The sequence below is a fragment of the Acidovorax sp. LjRoot66 genome (assembly GCF_964253305.1).
GTDB lineage: Bacteria > Pseudomonadota > Gammaproteobacteria > Burkholderiales > Burkholderiaceae_C > Acidovorax.
On record NZ_CAXUQU020000001.1, the window covers coordinates 5677253 to 5697851 of the forward strand.

General features: G+C 66.1%; 22 protein-coding genes. 7 read left to right on the forward strand and 15 right to left on the reverse strand.

Annotated elements, in window-relative coordinates; all coding sequences use genetic code 11:
- Positions 1-30: 30 nt before the first annotated feature.
- The 10 genes from rpoE to ACSQ3Y_RS26680 form a co-directional block, all read right to left on the reverse strand.
- Positions 31-660 (reverse strand): RNA polymerase sigma factor RpoE, encoded by a 630-nt coding sequence (gene rpoE / locus ACSQ3Y_RS26635; RefSeq protein WP_179681600.1) that lies wholly within the window; start codon positions 658-660, stop codon positions 31-33.
- Positions 661-673: 13 nt separating this feature from the next.
- A complete protein-coding gene (locus ACSQ3Y_RS26640; RefSeq protein ID WP_436179391.1) occupies positions 674-1177 on the reverse strand; it encodes a hypothetical protein in 504 nt (167 codons plus the stop codon).
- 89 nt (positions 1178-1266) lie between these two features.
- Positions 1267-2511 carry a beta-ketoacyl-ACP synthase II gene (gene fabF, locus ACSQ3Y_RS26645; RefSeq protein WP_179681602.1) on the reverse strand — a complete coding sequence of 415 codons (1245 nt, stop codon included), beginning with the start codon at positions 2509-2511 and terminating at the stop codon, positions 1267-1269.
- 48 nt (positions 2512-2559) lie between these two features.
- Positions 2560-2799, reverse strand: coding sequence for an acyl carrier protein (gene acpP / locus ACSQ3Y_RS26650; protein WP_003058049.1), 240 nt, complete (start codon positions 2797-2799; stop codon positions 2560-2562).
- A gap of 103 nt (positions 2800-2902) precedes the next feature.
- On the reverse strand, positions 2903-3649 hold the full coding sequence (fabG, locus tag ACSQ3Y_RS26655) for a 3-oxoacyl-ACP reductase FabG (protein WP_179681603.1): 747 nt from the start codon (positions 3647-3649) through the stop codon (positions 2903-2905).
- Positions 3646-4596, reverse strand: a complete 951-nt coding sequence (gene fabD, locus ACSQ3Y_RS26660; protein ID WP_436179392.1) for an ACP S-malonyltransferase — start codon at positions 4594-4596, stop codon at positions 3646-3648. Before fabD ends, fabG begins: the two co-directional genes overlap by 4 nt.
- Positions 4597-4652: 56 nt before the next feature.
- On the reverse strand, positions 4653-5630 hold the full coding sequence (locus ACSQ3Y_RS26665; RefSeq protein ID WP_057268439.1) for a beta-ketoacyl-ACP synthase III: 978 nt from the start codon (positions 5628-5630) through the stop codon (positions 4653-4655).
- Positions 5630-6685, reverse strand: a complete 1056-nt coding sequence (plsX, locus tag ACSQ3Y_RS26670) for a phosphate acyltransferase PlsX (RefSeq protein WP_057202096.1) — start codon at positions 6683-6685, stop codon at positions 5630-5632. The genes ACSQ3Y_RS26665 and plsX overlap by 1 nt, the downstream gene beginning before the upstream one ends.
- Before the next feature lie 108 nt (positions 6686-6793).
- Entirely contained in the window at positions 6794-6976 is a 183-nt protein-coding gene (gene rpmF / locus ACSQ3Y_RS26675; protein WP_005794249.1) for a 50S ribosomal protein L32, read from the reverse strand.
- A 97-nt stretch (positions 6977-7073) separates the two neighbouring features.
- Positions 7074-7625 carry a YceD family protein gene (locus ACSQ3Y_RS26680; RefSeq protein ID WP_436179393.1) on the reverse strand — a complete coding sequence of 184 codons (552 nt, stop codon included), beginning with the start codon at positions 7623-7625 and terminating at the stop codon, positions 7074-7076.
- 25 nt (positions 7626-7650) lie between these two features.
- Here ACSQ3Y_RS26680 and ACSQ3Y_RS26685 point away from each other — a divergent pair, with 25 nt between their 5' ends.
- The 3 genes from ACSQ3Y_RS26685 to ACSQ3Y_RS26695 are packed head-to-tail and all read left to right on the forward strand — an operon-like array spanning position 7651 to position 10261.
- Complete coding sequence (locus ACSQ3Y_RS26685; protein WP_427999678.1) at positions 7651-8250, forward strand: Maf family nucleotide pyrophosphatase; 600 nt, start codon at positions 7651-7653, stop codon at positions 8248-8250.
- Positions 8247-9062, forward strand: a complete 816-nt coding sequence (locus ACSQ3Y_RS26690; protein WP_436179394.1) for an SAM-dependent methyltransferase — start codon at positions 8247-8249, stop codon at positions 9060-9062. Before ACSQ3Y_RS26685 ends, ACSQ3Y_RS26690 begins: the two co-directional genes overlap by 4 nt.
- Before the next feature lie 14 nt (positions 9063-9076).
- On the forward strand, positions 9077-10261 hold the full coding sequence (locus ACSQ3Y_RS26695) for a toxin-antitoxin system YwqK family antitoxin (protein WP_436179395.1): 1185 nt from the start codon (positions 9077-9079) through the stop codon (positions 10259-10261).
- On the opposite strand, the gene ACSQ3Y_RS26700 is transcribed toward ACSQ3Y_RS26695, so the two are convergent.
- The 4 genes from ACSQ3Y_RS26700 to ACSQ3Y_RS26715 all read right to left on the reverse strand — a co-directional run bounded on the left by ACSQ3Y_RS26700 (position 10262) and on the right by ACSQ3Y_RS26715 (position 13510).
- Positions 10262-11302 carry a S49 family peptidase gene (locus ACSQ3Y_RS26700; protein ID WP_436179396.1) on the reverse strand — a complete coding sequence of 347 codons (1041 nt, stop codon included), beginning with the start codon at positions 11300-11302 and terminating at the stop codon, positions 10262-10264.
- Between the two features lie 88 nt (positions 11303-11390).
- Positions 11391-11768: a Rieske (2Fe-2S) protein gene (locus ACSQ3Y_RS26705; protein ID WP_057202091.1), complete on the reverse strand. Its 378-nt coding sequence runs from the start codon at positions 11766-11768 to the stop codon at positions 11391-11393.
- Between the two features lie 47 nt (positions 11769-11815).
- Positions 11816-12487, reverse strand: a complete 672-nt coding sequence (locus tag ACSQ3Y_RS26710; RefSeq protein ID WP_057202090.1) for an HAD family hydrolase — start codon at positions 12485-12487, stop codon at positions 11816-11818.
- A gap of 12 nt (positions 12488-12499) precedes the next feature.
- Positions 12500-13510, reverse strand: coding sequence for an RluA family pseudouridine synthase (locus tag ACSQ3Y_RS26715; protein WP_057202089.1), 1011 nt, complete (start codon positions 13508-13510; stop codon positions 12500-12502).
- Between the two features lie 585 nt (positions 13511-14095).
- Here ACSQ3Y_RS26715 and ACSQ3Y_RS26720 point away from each other — a divergent pair.
- From ACSQ3Y_RS26720 to queF, 4 genes are all read left to right on the forward strand, one after another.
- Entirely contained in the window at positions 14096-17311 is a 3216-nt protein-coding gene (locus ACSQ3Y_RS26720) for an Rne/Rng family ribonuclease (protein WP_436179397.1), read from the forward strand.
- Between the two features lie 153 nt (positions 17312-17464).
- Complete coding sequence (gene yaaA / locus ACSQ3Y_RS26725) at positions 17465-18244, forward strand: peroxide stress protein YaaA (protein ID WP_436179398.1); 780 nt, start codon at positions 17465-17467, stop codon at positions 18242-18244.
- 8 nt (positions 18245-18252) lie between these two features.
- Entirely contained in the window at positions 18253-19152 is a 900-nt protein-coding gene (locus ACSQ3Y_RS26730) for a 2OG-Fe(II) oxygenase (protein ID WP_057202086.1), read from the forward strand.
- Positions 19153-19212: 60 nt separating this feature from the next.
- A complete protein-coding gene (queF, locus tag ACSQ3Y_RS26735) occupies positions 19213-20064 on the forward strand; it encodes an NADPH-dependent 7-cyano-7-deazaguanine reductase QueF (protein ID WP_436179399.1) in 852 nt (283 codons plus the stop codon).
- A 208-nt stretch (positions 20065-20272) separates the two neighbouring features.
- Here the strand turns inward: queF and ACSQ3Y_RS26740 are convergent, their stop codons facing one another.
- Positions 20273-20536 carry a hypothetical protein gene (locus tag ACSQ3Y_RS26740; protein WP_057202555.1) on the reverse strand — a complete coding sequence of 88 codons (264 nt, stop codon included), beginning with the start codon at positions 20534-20536 and terminating at the stop codon, positions 20273-20275.
- Positions 20537-20599: the final 63 nt, after the last annotated feature.

The window sequence follows — 20599 nt, forward strand, 5'->3', positions numbered from 1 at the left end:
ACTGCTTTACCCTTGCCGTACACCGCACCATCACCACCTTTTGCCCGTCTGGTTTTCCAGCATCGGGCGCACGCGGGCCGAAATCGCCTCCCGCGCGCGGAAAATGCGCGACCGCACCGTGCCGATGGGGCAGCCCATGGCAGCAGCGATCTCTTCGTAACTGAGCCCCTCGATCTCGCGCAGCGTCACCGCCTGGCGCAAATCCTCGGGCAGCGCCTCCATGGCAGCATTCACCGCCTGGGCGATTTCCTGGGCGGCCAGCACCGTTTCAGGGGTCTCGTCGCTGGTTAGTTCATGCCCGACACGAGAAGTTTCATCTTCATCGTCAGAGCCCCTCAAGGCGTTCTCTGAAATCACCGGGTTGCGCTTCATGTCCATCAGCGCCTTCTTGGCGGTATTGACGGCAATCCGGTACAGCCAGGTATAGAACTGGGCGTCGCCCCGGAACTGGTGCAAGGCCCGGTAGGCGCGGATGAAGGTTTCCTGCGCGATGTCCGGGATGATGTCGGTGTCGCGCACCATGCGGCCGATCAGGCGCTCGATGCGGCGCTGGTACTTGATGACCAGCAGCTCGAAGGCCCGCTGATCGCCCGCCACCGCGCGCTCCACCAGGAGAAGATCGCTGTTGTCGGGTGTGGGAGGCGGCGTTTGGACTGTCATCGAATCTCTGGGTTCACGCCTGTCGGCTGTGGATCGGCGCGAACTTTCCGGCACTCACAGTGCCCGTTCCGGCGCGCGAATATACCGCACGCCGCAGATCCGGCCATCGCTCGGGCTGCTGGCGGCTCTCCAACCATAGCCAGAAGCGCTGGCGGCCTTGCGCCTCCTGGACGCATACCCACAAGTGGCCTTGCAGGTCCCACTGCACCTCTGGAGCGCCTTGCAGCATCACCGGCGAGCGGCCTGGAAGCAGCGCATCCAGCCACCACTGCTGGCCGTCCCAGTGCAACTCTCCGCAAAACTGGCCCAGCCACCAGTGCCAGGCACCAGCCACTGCGGCCAGCCAGGCGCTCAAACCGGCCAGTGCAGGGATCACCCCCTGCCCCGCCCCCAGCAGCCACCAGGCCCACAGCACCGCAGCACCGGCCAGCGCCACGGCGGCCAGCACAGCGCCCACGGCGCGGCTGCGCCGCACGGGCAAGCGCACGGCAGGGGCCTGGCGCGCCATGGAATTCATGGAAAGGAGGGGGAATGCAGGTACATCATCGTCCTGCAGTTTGCCGCAAACAGCATGCCAGCGCCCGCAAGGGCACTGACATCAAGCCGTCAGACCCGCTTGAACACCAGGGAACCGTTGGTCCCGCCGAAGCCGAAGTTGTTCTTGAGCGCATAGTCCATCTTCACATCACGGGCCGTGTTGGCGCAGTAATCGAGATCGCACTCGGGGTCCTGGTTGAACAGGTTGATGGTCGGCGGCACCTTCTGGTGGTGCAGTGCCAGCACGGTGAACACGCTTTCGATCCCGCCCGCTCCGCCGAGCAGGTGGCCCGTCATCGACTTGGTGGAACTGATCACCGTCTTGTAGGCGGCTTCGCCGAGGGCCGCCTTGATGGCATTGGTCTCGTTGAGGTCGCCCAAGGGCGTGGAGGTTCCGTGCGCGTTCAGGTAACCCACATCGCCGGGATTGATGCCGGCATTGCGCATGGCGCTGATCATGGCGCGACGCGGGCCGTCCATGTTCGGCGCGGTCATGTGCCCGGCATCGGCACTCATGCCAAAGCCGCTGAGCTCGGCATAGATCTTGGCGCCGCGGGCCTTGGCGTGTTCGTACTCTTCGAGCACCAGCACGCCAGCCCCCTCACCCAGCACGAAGCCGTCACGGTCCTTGTCCCAGGGGCGCGAGGCCGTCTTAGGGTCATCGTTGCGGGTGGACAGCGCGCGCATCGCAGCAAAGCCACCAATGCCCAACGGTGACACCGTGGATTCCGTGCCGCCGGCAATCACGACATCGGCATCGCCGTACTCGATCATGCGGCCGCCTTCGCCAATGCAGTGCAGGCCCGTCGTGCAGGCCGTCACCACAGCCAGATTCGGGCCCTTGAAGCCAAAACGCATGGACACATGGCCCGCCACCATGTTGATGATGGATGCCGGCACGAAGAACGGCGTGATGCGCCGTGGTCCGCGGTTGGTCAGCTCGGCATGGGTGTCCTCGATCAGCGGCAGGCCGCCGATTCCGGATCCGATCACGCAGGCGATGCGCGTGGCGAACTCGTCGTCCAGCGCCTCTCCGGTGGGCAGCCCCGCATCCTGTATGGCCTGCGCTGCCGCGACAATGCCGAAATGGATGAAGGCGTCCATCGCGCGCGCGTCCTTGGCGCTGATGTACGACTCCAGGTCAAGCCCCTTGACCTCCCCTGCGATCTTGCAGGAAAAGTTCGACGCATCGAACTTGGTGATGAGGTCAATGCCGGAATTTCCAGCGAGGACATTGGCCCAGGCATCGGCCACCGTGTTTCCCACGGGGCTGACGCAACCCAGGCCGGTCACGACAACGCGACGACGGCTCATGCGTAAAAACCTTCTGCTGATCGCTCAAGTCAGGCGCAGTGCGCCGGCTCAGGCCTTCTGATGGGTGTTGGCGTAATCGATGGCGTTTTGCACCGTCGTGATCTTCTCGGCGTCTTCGTCGGGGATCTCGATGCCGAACTCGTCTTCCAAGGCCATCACCAGTTCCACCGTGTCGAGCGAGTCGGCACCGAGGTCTGCCACGAAGGCCTTTTCATTGGTGACTTGGGACTCTTCCACACCGAGTTGTTCGGCAATGATTTTTTTGACGCGTGCTTCGATATCGCTCATGGTTTCCCTCTGGGGGTTGTGAATGAATCCGCGATTCTAGCCGCTTAAGGAGAAGCCCCTCAGCAGCCCGCCGTCCGGATGAACCGGCGTTATCTTTCAACAATTACATGTACATGCCGCCATTGACATGCAACTCCTGCCCAGTCACATAGCCAGCCTCGCGTGAAGCGAGGTAGGCGACCGCGTGTGCGATGTCCTCAGGCTTGCCCAGATGACCCAAAGCGATCTGCGTGCGCAGCGCTTTTTGCTGCTCTTCGGGCAGTCCGGCGGTCATGTCGGTTTCGATGAAACCAGGGGCCACACAGTTCACGGTGATGCTGCGGCTGCCCAGTTCACGCGCCAGTGCGCGCGTCATGCCGGCCACGCCGGCCTTGGCGGCAGCGTAGTTGGCCTGGCCTGGGTTGCCCGATGCACCGACCACGCTGGTGATGCTGATGATGCGCCCGAAGCGCTGCTTCATCATGGGACGGATGGCGGCGCGGCTCACGCGAAAGACCGCCTTGAGGTTGGTGTCCAGCACCGCATCCCAATCGTCGTCCTTCATGCGCATGGCCAGGGTGTCGCGCGTGATGCCGGCGTTGTTCACCAGCACATGCAGGCCACCCTGCTGTTTCACGATGGCATCGATGGTGGCCTCGATGGCCGCACCGTCGTTCACGTTGAGATTGACCCCCTTGGAGCCAGGATAGGCCGCCAGGGCCGCAGAAATGCGGGCAGCGCCGTCATCGGTGGTGGCCGTGCCGACGACCTGGTAGCCGCGCACGGCCAGCTCCAGCGCGATTGCCGCGCCAATGCCGCGCGATGCGCCAGTGACCAGGGCCACCTGGGTGGGTTGAACAGTTTCCGTCATGCCAGCAACTCCCATGCTTCGGCCAGCGAGGCCGTGTCAAATACTGCGGCACCAACCAGCTCGGGGTCGATGCGCTTGGTCAGGCCCGCCAGCACCTTGCCCGGGCCACACTCCACAATGTGCGTCACGCCGCGCGCCTTGAGCGCCTGCACGCACTCCACCCAGCGCACGGCACCAAAGGCCTGGCGCACCAGGGCATCACGGATCGCGTCGGCATCGCTGTGCACTGCCACATCCACGTTGTTGACCACGGGAATGGCGGGCGCTGCCAGCACTACCGCAGCCAGGGCCTCGCGCAGCTTGTCGGCTGCGGGCTTCATCAGGCTTGAATGGAAAGGCGCCGACACCGGCAGCAGCAGCGCACGCTTGGCGCCGCCGGCCTTGAGCACCTCGCAGGCCTTGTCCACCGCCGCCTTCGTGCCCGCGATCACGGTCTGGATGGGGTCATTGAAGTTCACAGCCTCCACCACCTCGGCGCTGCCAGAGCCAAATGTGGCTACCGCTTCGGCGCAACCGGCGATGACCTTGGCTGCATCCATGCCCAGGATGGCTGCCATGGCACCGGTTCCCACGGGCACGGCCTCCTGCATGGCGGCAGCACGCAGGCGCACCAGGGGCGCAGCCTGCGACAGCGTCAGCACGCCCGCAGCAACCAGCGCCGAATACTCGCCCAGCGAGTGCCCCGCCAGCGCGACGGGCGCCGCACCGCCTTCGGCACGCCACACGCGCCATGCCGCCACACCGGCGGCCAGCATCACGGGCTGCGTGTTGGTTGTCAGGGCCAGCGCCTCCTTGGGGCCCTCCCTGATCAAAAGGACAATGTCCTCGCCCAGGGCATCCGAGGCCTCGCGCAGGGTCTCGGCAACCGCAGGGTGGTCACCCCAGCCATCGAGCATGCCGACCGACTGCGAGCCCTGCCCGGGAAAAACAAATGCAAATGACTTCATGCCAGCACAGATAGATAAGAGGAATCGGGTTCTGCAGGCCGCCCAAAGGCGGCGGGCTACAGCTTCAGGAGCACAGCACCCCAGGTGAATCCACCGCCCACGCCTTCGAGCAGCAGCGTTTCACCCTTCTTGACCTGCCCGCTGCGCACCGCGTGGTCGAGCGCCAGGGGAATCGACGCTGCCGAGGTGTTGCCATGCTGGTCCACCGTGACCACCACCTTGTCCATCGACAGCTTGAGCTTGCGGGCCGTGCCCTGCATGATGCGGATGTTGGCCTGGTGGGGAATCAGCCAGTCCACATCGGCTTCGGTCATGCCGGCCTTGGCCAGAGCGGCATGGGCGGCCTTTTCCAGCACGCCCACGGCCAGCTTGAACACGGCCTGGCCGTCCATCTTGAGCACCGGGTCGCCCAGCACCTGGCCGCCCGAGACATTGCCCGGCACGCACAGGATGCCGACATGCTTGCCATCGGCATGCAGGTCGCTCGACAGGATGCCGGGCGTCTCGGACGCCTCCAGCACCACGGCACCGGCACCATCACCGAACAGCACGCAGGTGGTCCGGTCCTTGAAGTCGAGGATGCGGCTGAAGACTTCGGCGCCAATCACCAGGGCACGGTTCGCCGCGCCGGTCTGGATCATCGAATCGGCCACGGCCAGTGCATAGACAAAACCACTGCACACGGCCTGCACATCGAACGCCGGGCAGCCATTGGCACCCAGCTTGTGCTGCAGGATGCAAGCGACCGAGGGAAACACCATGTCCGGCGTGGACGTGGCGACGATGATCAGGTCGATGTCCTGCGCTTGCAGGCCCGCAGCCTGCAAGGCATTGCGAGCAGCTTCGAGACCCAGGTCGCTGGCCGTCACATCAGGGGCGGCGAAATGCCGCGCCCGGATCCCCGTGCGCTCAACGATCCACTCGTCCGAGGTTTCGATGCCATCGCGGGCCAACTCGGCCACGAGGTCGGCATTCGTGAGCCGGCGCGGTGGCAGATAGCTGCCAGTGCCGGTTATGCGGGAATAGCGTCTCATTAATGTGTCGTCGTCGCCGCAGCAGGCCTGGGCTGGGCATCGGCGGGGGCCAAGAGCGGCGCCGCATGCGCAATCCGGGTCCGGACACGGTCGAGCAGGTTGTTGCGGGCTGCATCATACGCCCGGTTCAAGGCCTGCTCGAAGGCCATGGCATCGGCCGAGCCATGGCTCTTGAACACCAGTCCGCGCAGCCCCAAAAGTGCCGCGCCGTTGTAGCGCCGGTAGTCCATGCGGATCATGAGCGCCTTTAGCACCGGATAGGCAACGATAGCAGCAGCTTTTGTGAAAATGTTGCGAGAAAACTCATTTTTGAGCCCTCCTATCACCATCGCAGCCACCCCTTCGCTGGCCTTGAGCGCCACGTTGCCGACAAATCCGTCACAGACCACGATGTCCACCGTGCCCTTGAAGATGTCATTGCCTTCGACGTTGCCGTAGAAATTGAGATCGCCCGCTTCGGCAGCAGATCGCAACAGTTCACCCGCTTTTTTGATGACTTCGCTGCCTTTGATGATCTCTTCACCAATATTGAGCAACCCAACGGTGGGCTCGCCGCCATCATCGCGCAAGGCCGACACCAGGGCCGAACCCATCACCGCGAACTGCAGCAGATGCTCTGCCGAGCAGTCCACATTGGCACCCAGGTCGAGCACCGTGGTGGCGCGCCCCTGGTTATTGGGCAATTGGGTGGCAATGGCAGGCCGATCAATGCCGTCCAGGGTCTTGAGCAGATAGCGCGCAATGGCCATCAGGGCGCCGGTATTGCCAGCAGAAACCGCCGCCCCCGCAGTTCCATCCTTGACCTGCTGGATGGCCACGCGCATGGAAGAGTCTTTTTTGCGGCGCAGGGCCACCTCGACCGGATCGTCCATGGCCACCACCTCGGTGGCAGGGACGATGGTGGCGCGGTCATGGGAAAAATCCTTCAGGCTGTCCGCCAGGCCGACCAGCAGCAAGCGGGCATCCGGGTGATTGCCAAGGAACTGACGGCACGCCGCGAGCGTGACGCGGGGGCCGTGATCGCCCCCCATGCAGTCAACAGCCAGTGTGATCATGGGCGACTTGTCCGACCAACTGCGCTGGCCGGAAGATGGATACAACGGTCAAAACAAAGGCCCGCGCTACAGAATCCGTAGCTACGGGCCTTTGAAGGGTACTGAAGATCAGGCTTCAGACTTGTTTTTGAGCACCTGGCGGCCGCGGTAGAAACCGTTGGGGCTGATGTGGTGGCGCAGGTGGGTTTCGCCGGTGGTGGGCTCCACTGCAATGCCTGGCACATTCAGGGCATTGTGCGAGCGGTGCATACCGCGCTTGGAAGGGGACTTTTTGTTTTGCTGAACGGCCATGATGGCTCCTGGTCTTAAATAGGTTGGTAAATACGCGATGAGCCCATAGAAGACACGAGGGATTCGCGCGAAGCCCTCGATTATATCCCAAATGGATTCAGTCTCCCTTGCGGTCTTTCTTGAGGCCTGCCAACGCTGCAAAAGGATTGGGCTTGTCGGCGCTTGCCGCCTCGAAGTCATCGTCCGTCGATGCCAGCGGCACAGCCGTCGGGCACTCGTCATGCTTGGGCACCACGGGCAGCGCCATGAGCAATTCGTCCTCGATCAACTCGTGCAGGTCGAACTCACGGGTCATCGCCAGCAAGTCCTCTTCGCTCTCGTCGTCGAGGGCTTCGGCGGTGGCCTCGTCGGCCACGAAGCGAAACGCACGGTCCACCTCCAGCGGCACATCCACCGGCGTGAGGCAGCGCTGGCATTCCATGGGAAAGGACGCACGCACCTTGAGCACCAGCCACACCTGGCCTGCGCCGCCAAGCGCCGTGCGCACTTCCCCCTGCGCCTGCCAGTCCACCAGCAGGTCGGGGTGCAGCCCCCGGGCCTCCTGGGCCAGGCGCTCATACTTCAAAAGGGAATCATGGCCGGCCAGGCGCGCGCCGGCCAAAGCAAACGCTTTGACGTCGAGCCGGTCCACTGAGAATTCCTTGGTCATGGCGGCAGTGTAAGAGAATCAGCGAATGCATCAATCCCCTGCCCTGCAACGCCCTGTGGTATTGGGCTCCACCTCGCGCTACCGCCGCGAACTGCTCTCGCGCCTGAACCTGCCTTTCGAGGTCGCCTCTCCCGAGGTGGACGAAACCCCCAGCCCGGGCGAGGCCCCGCGCGATCTGGCTTTGCGCCTGGCTTTGGCCAAGGCCCGGGCCGTGGCACACCTCTATCCCGAGGCCGTGGTCATCGGCTCCGACCAGGTGGCCGACCTGGCCGGCCAGCCGCTGGGCAAGCCCGGCACCCATGAGCGCGCCGTGCTGCAACTGCGCCAGATGCGCGGACAGACAGTCATCTTCCAGACCGCCGTGGCCACCGTATGCCAGGCCAGCGGCTTCGAGCAGGTGGACATCGCCCCCGTGGAAGTGCGCTTTCGCGACCTGTCGGACGATGAAATCGAGCGCTACCTGCGCGCCGAGCAGCCCTACGACTGCGCCGGCAGCGCCAAGAGCGAGGGCCTGGGCATCGCACTGCTCGACGCCATCCACAGCGACGATCCCACAGCCCTCATCGGCCTGCCGCTGATCCGCACCTGCCGCATGCTGCGCGCTGCCGGAGTGGTTCTGCCATGAGCACCCGCCCCGCCACGCCCATGGACGCACCGACCGGCGCAGCCGCCAGCGGCACTTTGTACCTGGTGCCCGCACCGCTGGACTTCGGCTGCGAGGTGGAAGCCCCCCTGCAGGACGCCCTGCCCGCCGGCACCCTGCAGCAGGCCGCGCTGCTCACCCACTGGATCTGCGAGAACGCCAAGAGCACCCGCGCATACTTGAAGCGCATCGATGCCCTGCACCCACTGGCAACACCTCTGCAGCAGCAACAAATCACCGAGCTGCCACGCGAGGTGCACAAGAAAGGCGACCACGGCGACAAGGGCTCCGCCACGTTCGACGCCAAGCCCCTGCTGGCCCCGGCACTGGCCGGCCACGCCATGGGCCTGGTCAGTGAAGCGGGCATGCCGGCCGTGGCCGACCCGGGATCGTCCGTGGTGCGCGCCGCGCACGACCTGGGCATTCTCGTGGTGCCACTGGTCGGCCCAGTCTCGCTGCTATTGGCCCTGGCCGCAAGCGGCCTGAACGGCCAGAGCTTTGCCTTTGCCGGCTACCTGCCACAGGACGGGCAGGAACGCACGCAGCGCATCCGCGAGCTCGAATCCCTGGCCCTCAAGACCGGCCAGACCCAGCTGTTCATCGAGACGCCCTACCGCAACCCCGCGCTCTGGCAAGCCCTGGTGCAGACCCTTCAGCCCCACACCCGCCTGGCACTGGCCAGTGGCCTGACGCTGCCCAGCGCCCAGATCCGCAGCCAGCTCGTGCGCAAGTGGCGCGCCCAGCCCCTGGTACCCAGCAACCGCACCCCCATCGTGTTTGCCCTGGGCCGCTGAGCCCGCTCCATGCCATGCAAAGCCTCTCAGCAGCCCTTCTGCTCCTTGCCCTGGGCACCTGTGCCACGGGCGCACACGCCATCGTCCGCTGCGAATTCAACGGCAAGAGCGTCAACCCGTCCAACGGCGCCGAGACCGCGGGCCTGACCGGCTTGCTGCGCTGCCGCGACGAAAACACCGGCCAGCTGCAGCGCGAGCAGGAACTCAAGGACGGCAAGTACCTGGGCCGGGAGCGCTTTTTCGACCGCGAAGGCAAGCTCACGCGCGAGCGCAGCGTGAACGAGCGCGGCAACAGCCAGGGCCGCGTGGCCGAGTTCTGGCCCAATGGTCAACTCAAGCGCGAGGAATTCGCCGAGAACGGGAGCACGGTCGGGGCCGTGCGCCGCTTCGATGCCAATGGCCGGCCCGAACGCCTTTCTTTCCATACGGGAGGGCAGGAGCAGTTCGTCATCGAATACAACGCCGCCGGCCAGCCCACGCGGCTGCAGTGCCCGCGCGCCAGCGTCCTGCCCGAAGACCGCAAGCCCTGCGGCTTCGAAGGCGCTGCGGACACCCCGCTGTATACCAGTGCTGGCACCAAGGCCGGCCAGGTGCGCTACGACCAGGGCCGGCTGCTGCTGTCCACCGAATGGACGAGCGATGGCGTGGTGGCGCAGCAGATGCTCTACGAGGAAGGGCGGCGCGTGCACCGCAGCTTTTTCACCGAAGGCGGCAAGAGCGTGCTGCGCGAAGAGCGCATCTTCACGCCAGATGAGCAGCGCTTCCTGCGCGACACGCGCGGCCCGCTGCACAGCCTGCGCCGTTTTGGCAGCACGGGCCAGCTGATCGAACAGCATGGCTATGCCGATGGGCGCGAAGCGCTGCTTGAGCGCTGGTACCTCAACGGGGCGGCACGCGAACGCTCGACGATGACCGGCATCGGGGAGTCCACCCGCATCCAGCGCGAACTGCGCGATGACGAGGGCCGGCTCACGCGCCGGGAACTGCTCACCGAACAGCAGCAGCGCACCGGCATTCAGCAGCAGTTCCACGCCAATGGCCGCGTGGCCCAGGAAGACCGATACACGGCACCCGACAACCGGGGCAGCACGCGGCTGGAAGCGCGCAAGCAGTGGGACGAATCCGGCAAGCTGCTGGCCGACGACACCATCCTGGAAGACGGATCGCGCCAGCGCAAGGCTGGCGGACTGGATTCCTGATCAGCGCAGCTGCGGCCCGGCAGACATCATCGCCTTGGCGGCGCCGATGCCCATGGCCGCGCCGAAGCGCTTGGCCAGGCGCTCGGCTACGTTGTCACGGCGCGTGTAGTCGATGATCTCCTCGGCCTTGACCACCTCGCGCGCCACGTAGTCGAGGTTGCCGAGCTTGTCGGCCAGGCCCATCTCCACGGCCTGCTGGCCGGTCCAGAACAGGCCGCTGAAGGTTTCGGGCGTGACCTTGAGCCGGTCGCCCCGGCCAGCCTTCACCACGCCGATGAACTGCTGGTGGATCTGGTTGAGCATGGCCTGCGCGTATTCGCGCTGCTTTTCGGTCTGGGGGCTGAAGGGATCGAGGAACCCCTTGTTCTCGCCTGCCGTGAGCAGGCGGCGCTCGACACCGAGCTTTTCCATGATGCCGGTGAAGCCAAAGCCATCCATCAGCACGCCGATGCTGCCCACGATGCTGGCCTTGTCCACGAAGATTTCATCCGCCGCCGCAGCGATGTAATAGGCGGCCGAGGCACAGGTCTCCTCGACCACGGCATACACGGGCTTGTTGTACTTGACCTTCAGGCGCACGATCTCGTCGTTGATGATGCCGGCCTGCACCGGGCTGCCGCCCGGCGAGTTGATCAGTAGCACCACGGCCTGAGAGCCTTCGTCCTCGAAGGCGCTGCGCATGGCGGCCACCACGAACTCGGCACTGGCCTCGGCACCCGAGGCGATCTCGCCCTTGATGTCCACCACCGCCGTGTGCGGCGTGCTCTTGCTCGCGCCGGTCGATGCCTGGCGCATGGCGCCCCAGGCCAGCGCAACGATCAGCAGCAACCAGGCAAAGCGGAAAAAGATCTTCCAGCGGCGGGCCGAGCGCTGCTCGCTGAGGGCCGCAAAGGCCAGCTTCTCCAGCGTGGCGCGCTCCCACCCAGGCTCCTGCACAGCCGCGCGGGCGCCGGACGGGGCGGCTGATTGCGACCACAGGTCCTGCGACGGGGGGAAATTCTTGTCGGAACCCGGGATTCCAGGCTGTTGGGGATCGGTCATTTCAGGCCTTTTGAGACACCATGCGGCCCTTGGCGGGCAGGCCGCCACAGGCAAATATGCAAAAAACAGGACGAGCCAGGGAACGCCCCTAAAACTCGACGGGCTGGAGGTTGTATGCAGTATGCCAGTGCACTGCACCATCGGACTCCGACAGGGCTATCTTCACCAGCCCGCCCCTGCACGGCCCGCCCGCGCACTGGCCCGTGTCGGGCAGGTAGGCCGCGCCATGCGTGGCGCACAGCAGCCAGTTGCCGGAATCGTCGAAAAACCGGTCGGGCTGGTAGTCCATCTCCATCGCCACATGCGTGCAGCGGTTGAGGTAGGCATGCGGCGCCCCGCTGTAGCGAATGGCAAAGGCCCTGCAGGTCTGGCCCGCGTATTTCACATCAAAGGGCACCGCCAGCCCGCCATCCACCAGATCGGCGCTGTTGCACAAGGGAATGGAGGCAGGCTCGGCAGTGCTCATGGGAGGACAACGGCAGTGGCAGATGAAGAAAGTGACCGATGAAGAGGCTATCCGTTGGCCCGCAGCCAGTCGTGCAGCTCGCGCACCGAATGCGCCACGGCCAGCGGCTGCAGCACGTGGAAGGCGTCGGGCTCGTGCGCCCCATAGCTCACGCCCACGCTGGCACAGCCGGCGTTGAGCGCCATCTGCAGGTCGTGCGTGGTGTCGCCGATCATGAGCACGCGCTCGGGCAGCACGTCGAACTCAGCCATCAGCTCCTGCAGCATCAGCGGGTGGGGCTTGCCGGCCGTCTGGTCGGCCGTGCGCGAACCGTCGAACACGCCCTTGAGGTCCTTGGAATGCAGCACATCGTCCAGGCCGCGCCGGCTCTTGCCCGTGGCCACCGTGATCAGGTGCCCGGCATCGCGCAGGTCGGCCAGCATCGGCAGCACGCCCTCGAACAGGCTCAGGTCGTCCTGGTGTTGCACATAGTGAAAACGGTAGCGATTGGCCAGCTCCGGGTACTTTTCGGGCGGCACGTCGGGCGCGGCATGGGCCAGCGCCTGCATCAGGGCCATGCCGATCACGTACGAGGCCGCCTGGTCCGTGGGCACGGTGCCGCCCACGTCCTTCACGGCCGCCTGGATGCAGCGCACGATGATCTGCGTGGAGTCGAACAGGGTGCCATCCCAGTCAAAGGCAATCAGGTCGAAACGGCGGGGGCGGGACGTGGGACGCATGGGGCAAGGCACTCAGGCAGAGGGTACGAAATCGGCCAGCTCGGGCGGCAGTGGGGCGTTGAGCGCCACGCGCTCGCCACTGGCCGGGTGGTTGAACTGTAACCGCCACGCGTGCAGGAACATGCGCCGCATGCCCAGCTTCTGCAAGCGTTTGTTCAACTCGAAATCGCCGTACTTGTCGTCACCGACGATGGCGTGGCCCTGGCTCGCCAAGTGCACCCGGATCTGGTGCGTGCGCCCGGTCTTGATCGTCACCTCCAGCAGCGTCATGGCCGGCAGGCCCTGTTCCTGGCGCGCCGGCACGGCCTGGCGCACCTTGACCAGGGTGATCGAGCGCATGCCGTCAGGGTCGTCGGCCGTGGTCACGCGCACGCGGCGCTCGCCATCGGCCTGCAAATACTTGTGCAGTGGCAGGTCGATGACCTTGTTGCTGGCGGTCCACACCCCGGTGACCAGCGCCAGGTAGGTCTTGCCGGTTTCGCGCTCGCGGAACTGGTCCTGCAGGTGCGTGAGCGCCGAGCGTTTCTTGGCCACCAGCAAAATGCCCGAGGTGTCCCGGTCCAGCCGGTGCACCAGCTCCAGGAACTTCGCGGTGGGTCGCGCCTGGCGCAGCTGCTCGATCACGCCAAAGCTCACCCCGCTGCCGCCATGCACGGCCACACCCGCAGGCTTGTCGATTGCGATCACGTGCTCATCTTCGAGCAGGATGGGGAATTCGCGCGCGGGCGCAGGCCGCTCGGCCTTCTCGGCCACCTTCTCGGAGATGCGCACGGGCGGCAGGCGCACCAGATCGCCCGCTTCCACGCGGGTATCGGCGCTGGCGCGGCCCTTGTTGATGCGCACCTCGCCGCTGCGGATGATGCGGTAGACATGCGTCTTGGGCACGCCCTTGAGGTGGCGTATCAAAAAGTTATCGAGGCGCTGGCCTGCAGAGTCCTCATCGACCTCGACGAGCCGGGCGGCGGGCGGGTTGGAAGCCGGGGCGGGGCCGGACGGCGGTTTGCCCCCTATAATGTGTTTCACCTGCGCGTTGCTGTGTAAGTGGTTGATTTGTCTGGAGTTTAGTCCACGCGATCACAACACGGGCGCAGGCAGGTCGATGCCAGCGGGTGTCGCCCACGCAGATTGCAGGCCAGATGCCTGCAATGGCCTGGGTGCCAGCCGGCGGGCTGACAGATTGAAACACTGATACGGAATCCCCCAAGCTGGCAGATGCGCCCCACCAGGGCAGGGTCTGTCAGCGGATCGAAGCGAGCATGTGGTTGTTGATGGCTTGGATTGTGACCTTGTGGCGGTGGCGCATGCCCCTGGCCATGCGCGCGCAATTGCCTGCAACATCCGTCCGGCCAGCGCAACCAGCCACCTTGTTCGTGGCAAAACTGCGCCTCTCCCACTCGCCCCCTTCCATGCGCCCCTGCCTTTCGCTGCCGCGCTAACGCGCGGCAGGCTTTCGGCATCCCCGGCAATTCCCTTCGTTTCGATGCGTCAGTCCAGGCATTCACAGCTCCTGTAGAGCTTGTTCATTGTTTTGGAACTGCGGGTGGCAGCCCGCTGCAGCTGTGTTGGCTGCGCCGCTGCCCTCCGCGAAACACAAGAAGGAAACGCATCATGAAGCGGATGCTCATCAACGCCACGCAGCCCGAAGAGCGGCGCCTGGCCATCGTCGACGGACAAAAGCTCCTCGACTACGAGATCGAGATCGAAGGGCGCGAACAGCGCAAGGGCAACATCTACAAGGCCGTCGTCACACGCGTCGAGCCCTCGCTGGAAGCCTGCTTCGTCGACTACGGCGAAGACCGCCACGGCTTCCTGCCGTTCAAGGAAATCTCGCGCAGCTACTTCGCCCCGGGCGTCTCGCCCAGCCAGGCGCGCATCAATGAAGTGATCCGCGAAGGCCAGGAACTGCTGGTCCAGGTCGAAAAGGAAGAGCGCGGCAACAAGGGCGCGGCCCTGACCACCTTCGTCTCGCTGGCCGGCCGCTACGTGGTGCTGATGCCCAACAACCCCCGTGGCGGTGGCGTTTCGCGCCGCATCGAGGGCGAGGACCGCGCCGAGCTCAAGGAGGCGATGGACCAGCTGGAGTACCCCAATGGCATGTCCATCATCGCGCGCACCGCCGGCATCGGCCGCACCGCGCCCGAGCTGCAGTGGGACCTGAACTACCTGCTCAAGCTGTGGAACGCCATCGACGGCGCTGCCAAGGGTGGCAAGGGCGCCTTCCTGATCTACCAGGAATCGAGCCTCGTCATCCGCGCGATCCGCGATTACTTCAACAACGATATCGGTGACATCCTCATCGATACCGACGACATCTACGAACAGGCGCAGCAGTTCATGGCGCACGTCATGCCCGAGCATGCCGCCCGCGTGAAGCGCTACCGCGACGACGCCGCCCTGTTCAGCCGCTTCCAGATCGAGCACCAGATCGAATCGGCCTACGCCCGCACCGTGCAACTGCCCTCGGGCGGCGCCATCGTGATCGACCACACCGAAGCGCTGGTCAGCGTGGACGTGAACTCGGCCCGCGCCATCAAGGGCGGCGACATCGAGGAAACCGCCACCCGCACCAACCTGGAAGCCGCCGACGAAGTGGCCCGCCAGATGCGCCTGCGCGACCTGGGCGGCCTGATCGTGATCGACTTCATCGACATGGAGGAGAGCAAGAACCGCCGCGAAGTGGAAAACCGCCTGCGCGACGCGCTGCGCCAAGACCGCGCCCGCGTGCAGTTCGGCACCATCAGCAAGTTCGGCCTCATGGAAATGAGCCGCCAGCGCCTGAAGCCCGCGCTGTCCGAAGGCTCGTCCATCCCCTGCCCGCGCTGCGGCGGCTCGGGCCACATCCGCGACACCGAGTCCTCGGCGCTGCAGATCCTGCGCATCATCCAGGAAGAGTCGATGAAGGACAACACGGCCGCCGTGCACTGTCAGGTGCCGGTGGAAGTGGCTTCGTTCCTGCTGAACGAAAAGCGCACCGAAATCGCCAAGATCGAGCTCAAGCAACGCGTGGCCGTGCTGATGGTTCCCAACAAGACGCTGGAAACCCCCAACTACCGCCTGGAACGCCTGAAGCACGACGACCCGCGCCTGGACCACATCGAAGCCAGCTACAAGCTCGCCGAAGAAGTGGAAGACCCCACGGCCGTGACGCGCCGCTCGCAGGAGCCCACCAACAAGCAGACCCCGGTGATCAAGGGCGTGCTGCCCGACGCACCGGCACCGCAGGTCGAGCCCCGCCCCGAAGGCGCGGCCCGCCCACCGCGCGCCGGCCAGGGCCAGCGCCCTGCGGCCACGCCAGTTGCTGCGCCCATGCCCGCACCGGCACCCGCTGCGGCAGCGCCTGCTGCACCTCAGGAGCAAGGGATTCTTGCCTTCATCAAGGGCTTGTTCGGCTTTGGTGGCGCACCGGCGGCAGCACCTGCACCGGTGGCGGCCCCTGCACCAGCAGCCGCACCCGCCGCGGAAACCACCGCCCGCGAACCCCGCCGTGATGGCCGCGGCGAAGGCCGTGGCGGACGCCGCAGCAACCGCGATGCGCCCGGCCGCAGCGATGGCCAGCGCGAAGGTGGCGGCCGTGAAGGCGGCAACCGCGATGGCGCCACAGAAGGACGTGGCCGCCGTGGCGAACGCCCGGCCGAAGGCCGTGCACCCCGCGACGCCGAAGTCCAGGGCAGCCGCCCACCGCGCGAAGGCGGCGAGCGCCGCCCCGAGGGTGAAGGCCGCGAGGGACGTGACGGACGCGGCGGCCGCAACGGCCGTGGTGGCCGCAACGACAGCGAAGGCCGCAACCAGTCCAATGGCGCCGCCCTGAATGGCGAGCAGGCAGCGGCAGTCGCCGGTGCCCAGGTGGAAGGCCCGATCGGCAGTGGCTCCGACGCCGCCGCCGGCCAGGCACCGCGCAGTGAACGTGGCGAGCGCGGCCCCCGCCGCGAGCGCGGCGACGGCTCCGGCCGCCGCGAACGTGGCGAGCGTTCGCCCCGCAACGCCGAGGGCACGGAAGCCGCTGCACCGGCAGGCGACTTTGCCGACACCTCGCCGCTGGCGCTGCTGCCCGATCTGGACCTGACGGGCAACGAGTCCGCAGCCGCAGGCACTGAAGAGCAGCGCCGTGAGCGCCGCTCGCGCGACCGCTATGGCCGTGACCGCCGTGAACGCGGTGAGCGCGGTCCACGCGACGGCGCCGAAGCCGCCGCAGCACCGGCAGCCCCCCTGCTGGACTTCGATACCTCGAATGTCCCGGCCGCAGCAACGGCAGAGCCCCAGGACGAGCCACCGCGCCGCAGCTACTTCAGCGCAGCAGCCCCTGCTGCCGCCACCGAAGCCGCAGCGCCCGTGGCGGCACCTGTCGCGGCTGCAGTGCAAGAGAGCGTCCCTGCCCCTGTGGCCGTCGCCCCCGTCGCACCGGCCCCGGCTCCTGCTGCCGCACCTGTCGTGGCAGCCCCTGCACCGGTGGTACAGGCCCCCGCCCCCATAGCAGCACCTGTGGCAGCACCTGTGGCAGCACCTGTAGCGGCCCCTGCGCCTGCAGCCGCCGCCCCCGTGGCAGCGCCGGCCCCCGCAGCGGGTCTGCCCCGTGTGCAGGCGTTCACGCTGCCGCTGGATGACCTGCAGCAGGTCGCCGAATCGTCGGGCCTGCAGTGGGTGAACTCCGATGCCGCAAAGATCGCTGCCGTGCAGGCCGCTATCGCGGCGGAACCCAAGCCCATCCATGTGCCGCGCGAGCGTCCGCAGGTGGTGGTGGCCGATGAGGGCCCGCTGGTGCTGGTGGAAACCCGCCGCGACCTCTCGGCCATGAAACTCCCGTTCGAGCAGCCTCCAGCAGCTTGATGCGGTGAGCAAGCAAGAAGGCGGCCTCGGCCGCCTTCTTGCTTTTTGGGCCCCGCCTTTGCGCTGGCGCACGGCCGATGCCGGTATCCTTGCGGCCACGACCTCGGTGTCTCACTTTCCTTCTGTTCGACCTCGACGAACCACCACGCCTCCATGCTGTTCCTGCTGTCTCCCGCCAAATCGCTGGACTATGAAACCCCGCTGCCGCCGGACATGCCGCACACGCTGCCGCAGTTCGTGGCCCAATCCACGGCCCTGATCAAGGTGCTGCGCGAGAAGTCGCACCAGGACATCGCCACCCTGATGTCGCTGAGCGACCCGCTCGCGGCCCTGAATGTGGCGCGCTACCAGGCCTTCAGGCCGCGCTTTACCGCCGCCAACTCGCGCCAGGCCCTGCTGGCCTTCAATGGCGATGTCTATGAAGGCCTGAATGCGCGCACGCTGGACAGCGAAGACCTGCAATGGGCGCAGGACCATGTGTGCATTCTGAGCGGCCTGTACGGCATGCTGCGCCCGCTGGACCGGATGCAGCCCTACCGCCTGGAGATGGGCACACGCCTGGCCACCGATGCCGGCAGCAACCTCTACCAGTTCTGGGGCAGCCGCATCGCGGAGCACCTGAACAAGCGCTTGCGGGCCGACACCACGCCGGTGGTGGTGAACCTCGCCTCGCAGGAGTATTTCAAGGTGGTGGACACCAAGGCCCTCAAGGCGCGCGTGGTCGAATGCGTGTTCGAGGACTGGAAGGGTGGCGCCTACAAGATCATCAGCTTCCACGCCAAGCGCGCACGCGGGCTGATGGCGCGCTACGCCGTGACCCACCGCCTTGCGACCCCGCACGCCCTCCAGGGCTTTGACCTGGAAGGCTACACTTTTGCTCCCGCCGCCTCAGAACCCGAGCGCCTGGTGTTCCGGCGCAAGACCAACGAGTGAGATCTGCCATGGCATCGTCTTCCGAACAGTCGCCATCCACCGCAACCACCGCCGCAGCGGCACGCCAGGCCATCACGCCCGAATTGCGCCGCTGGATCATCGAGCAGGCCGAGGCCGGCTTTGCCGCACCCGTGGTGCTGCAGTCCATGCGCGATGCCGGCTGGAACGAGGACACAGCCGCCGAGGCGCTGGAAATCACGCTGCAGGACCACCTCAATGCCCTGGCCGAGCAGCAGGGCCAGCCGTCCGCCGTGAAGGTGCCCGAGCCCCTGATGGGTGAATCGCCCGCCCAGATCGATGCCGGCGACCGCATGGTGAGCATTCTGCTGGCGATGGCCAAGCCGCGCATCGTGGTCTTCGGCAACCTGCTCTCGCCGGAAGAGTGCGATGCCCTGATCGCCGCTGCCGAGCCGCGCATGGCGCGCTCGCTCACGGTGGCCACCAAGACCGGCGGCGAGGAAGTCAACGACGACCGCACCAGCGACGGCATGTTCTTCCAGCGCGGCGAAAATCCCGTGGTGCAGCGCATCGAGGAGCGCATCGCCCGCCTGCTGGACTGGCCGATCGAGAATGGCGAGGGCCTGCAGGTGCTGCACTACCGCCCCGGCGCCGAATACAAGCCGCACTACGACTACTTCGACCCGGGCGAGCCCGGTACCGCGACCATCCTCAAGCGCGGCGGCCAGCGCGTGGGCACCCTGGTGATGTACCTCAACACGCCCGAAAAAGGCGGCGGCACCACCTTCCCCGACGTGCATGTCGAAGTCGGCCCGCAGCGCGGCAATGCCGTGTTCTTCAGCTACGAGCGCGCAGCGCCCTCCACCCGCACCCTGCACGGCGGCGCGCCCGTGATCGCCGGCGAGAAGTGGATTGCCACCAAGTGGCTGCGCGAACGCGAATTCAAGTAACCAAAGGCCTGCCGCCAGTCCTGCGGGCACGCCGCAGGCTCGCCACCAAGGGATCCCTCCATGAACGACAACACCCCCGAACAATCCCAGTTGGGCAAGGCCTCGGCCTATGTGGACCAGTACGATGCCTCGCTGCTGTTCCCCATCCCGCGCGCGGGCAAGCGCGCCGAGATCGGCGTCACCACCGCACCGCCCTTTTTCGGAGCCGACCTGTGGACAGCGTTCGAGCTGTCCTGGCTCAACCAGCGCGGCAAGCCGCAGGTGGCGCTGGCGCACATCACCATCCCCTGCGAGACGCCGAACATCGTCGAGAGCAAGTCGTTCAAGCTCTACCTCAACAGCTTCAACAACACCCGTTTTTCCGATGCCTCCGAGGTGCAGGCGCGCATCCGTGCCGACGTGAGCGAGGCCGTGTGGCGCGGTGCCGAACACCCGGCCACCGTGGGCGTGCGGCTGCTGCTGCCAGAACTGTTTGACCAGGAACCCGTGCACGAGCTCGACGGCCTGAGCCTGGACCGCCTGGACGTGGAGTGCACGCAGTACCAGCCCGCACCCGAGCTGCTGCATGCCGTGCACGACGAACCCGCCGTCACTGAAGTGCTCACCAGCAACCTGCTCAAGAGCAACTGCCTGGTGACCGGCCAGCCCGACTGGGGCAGCGTGCAGATCCGCTACACCGGCGCACCCATCGACCAGGAAGGCCTGCTGCGGTACCTGGTGAGCTTTCGCAACCACAACGAGTTCCACGAGCAGTGCGTGGAGCGCATTTTCATGGACCTGTGGACGCGCTGCAAGCCGCTCAAGCTCACCGTCTACGCGCGCTACACACGCCGCGGCGGGCTGGACATCAACCCGCTGCGCACCAGCCACCCGCAGGCCCTGCCGGGCAACGTGCGCACGGCAAGGCAGTGACTCCCCCTGAGTCGCTTCGCGCCTTCCCCCTCTCTCATATTGCTTCGCAATCTGGGAGGGGGACGCCCCCAGTGCGGCGGGGCGGCCCTTGCACGGGGGCACTGGCCTGAGTCGTGCCAGTTGCATACGCCATGTGCGATAGCGCGATGGAACGCCGATACCAGCCTTGGCAGAGCGCCAGCGTCATTGCGTCGCCTTACAGTAGCCCCTATCCATTGCCGAGCCAATCGCATCGCAATCGGTGCAGGCGGTGTGCACGGGTGCGCCACGCCACATACAGGCTGGGCAACAGGGTTCCGGCAAAACACAGGGGCATGGCCCAGGCCTCGCCAAAGGCACAGGCGGGTAGCCAGCCCACCCAGCCCATGAGCCAGAGCGTGAGCACCAGATCCCACAGGTGGTATTCCAGCGGATGCTCCACCCGGTGTTCCACATGCCACTGCTTGATGCGCTGGAGCTCGTTGAGCGTCATGACCATCTCCCGCCAGAGGAATGGTCAATGTAAGTTTGACGTAAGACTTCGTCAAGCCCCCCG

Excerpts from the sequence above, each read along its gene's own strand:
- ACSQ3Y_RS26700 (WP_436179396.1), bottom strand. The coding sequence starts at position 11,302 with ATGACCGATCCCCAACAGCCTGGAATCCCGGGTTCCGACAAGAATTTC.
- queF (WP_436179399.1), top strand. The coding sequence starts at position 19,213 with ATGAACGACAACACCCCCGAACAATCCCAGTTGGGCAAGGCCTCGGCC.
- ACSQ3Y_RS26665 (WP_057268439.1), bottom strand. The coding sequence starts at position 5,630 with ATGAGACGCTATTCCCGCATAACCGGCACTGGCAGCTATCTGCCACCG.
- ACSQ3Y_RS26640 (WP_436179391.1), bottom strand. The coding sequence starts at position 1,177 with ATGAATTCCATGGCGCGCCAGGCCCCTGCCGTGCGCTTGCCCGTGCGG.
- acpP (WP_003058049.1), bottom strand. The coding sequence starts at position 2,799 with ATGAGCGATATCGAAGCACGCGTCAAAAAAATCATTGCCGAACAACTC.
- rpoE (WP_179681600.1), bottom strand. The coding sequence starts at position 660 with ATGACAGTCCAAACGCCGCCTCCCACACCCGACAACAGCGATCTTCTC.
- rpmF (WP_005794249.1), bottom strand. The coding sequence starts at position 6,976 with ATGGCCGTTCAGCAAAACAAAAAGTCCCCTTCCAAGCGCGGTATGCAC.
- fabD (WP_436179392.1), bottom strand. The coding sequence starts at position 4,596 with ATGAAGTCATTTGCATTTGTTTTTCCCGGGCAGGGCTCGCAGTCGGTC.
- plsX (WP_057202096.1), bottom strand. The coding sequence starts at position 6,685 with ATGATCACACTGGCTGTTGACTGCATGGGGGGCGATCACGGCCCCCGC.
- ACSQ3Y_RS26720 (WP_436179397.1), top strand. The coding sequence starts at position 14,096 with ATGAAGCGGATGCTCATCAACGCCACGCAGCCCGAAGAGCGGCGCCTG.
- yaaA (WP_436179398.1), top strand. The coding sequence starts at position 17,465 with ATGCTGTTCCTGCTGTCTCCCGCCAAATCGCTGGACTATGAAACCCCG.
- ACSQ3Y_RS26710 (WP_057202090.1), bottom strand. The coding sequence starts at position 12,487 with ATGCGTCCCACGTCCCGCCCCCGCCGTTTCGACCTGATTGCCTTTGAC.
- fabG (WP_179681603.1), bottom strand. The coding sequence starts at position 3,649 with ATGACGGAAACTGTTCAACCCACCCAGGTGGCCCTGGTCACTGGCGCA.
- ACSQ3Y_RS26740 (WP_057202555.1), bottom strand. The coding sequence starts at position 20,536 with ATGACGCTCAACGAGCTCCAGCGCATCAAGCAGTGGCATGTGGAACAC.
- ACSQ3Y_RS26695 (WP_436179395.1), top strand. The coding sequence starts at position 9,077 with ATGCAAAGCCTCTCAGCAGCCCTTCTGCTCCTTGCCCTGGGCACCTGT.
- fabF (WP_179681602.1), bottom strand. The coding sequence starts at position 2,511 with ATGAGCCGTCGTCGCGTTGTCGTGACCGGCCTGGGTTGCGTCAGCCCC.
- ACSQ3Y_RS26730 (WP_057202086.1), top strand. The coding sequence starts at position 18,253 with ATGGCATCGTCTTCCGAACAGTCGCCATCCACCGCAACCACCGCCGCA.
- ACSQ3Y_RS26705 (WP_057202091.1), bottom strand. The coding sequence starts at position 11,768 with ATGAGCACTGCCGAGCCTGCCTCCATTCCCTTGTGCAACAGCGCCGAT.
- ACSQ3Y_RS26680 (WP_436179393.1), bottom strand. The coding sequence starts at position 7,625 with ATGACCAAGGAATTCTCAGTGGACCGGCTCGACGTCAAAGCGTTTGCT.
- ACSQ3Y_RS26690 (WP_436179394.1), top strand. The coding sequence starts at position 8,247 with ATGAGCACCCGCCCCGCCACGCCCATGGACGCACCGACCGGCGCAGCC.
- ACSQ3Y_RS26685 (WP_427999678.1), top strand. The coding sequence starts at position 7,651 with ATGCATCAATCCCCTGCCCTGCAACGCCCTGTGGTATTGGGCTCCACC.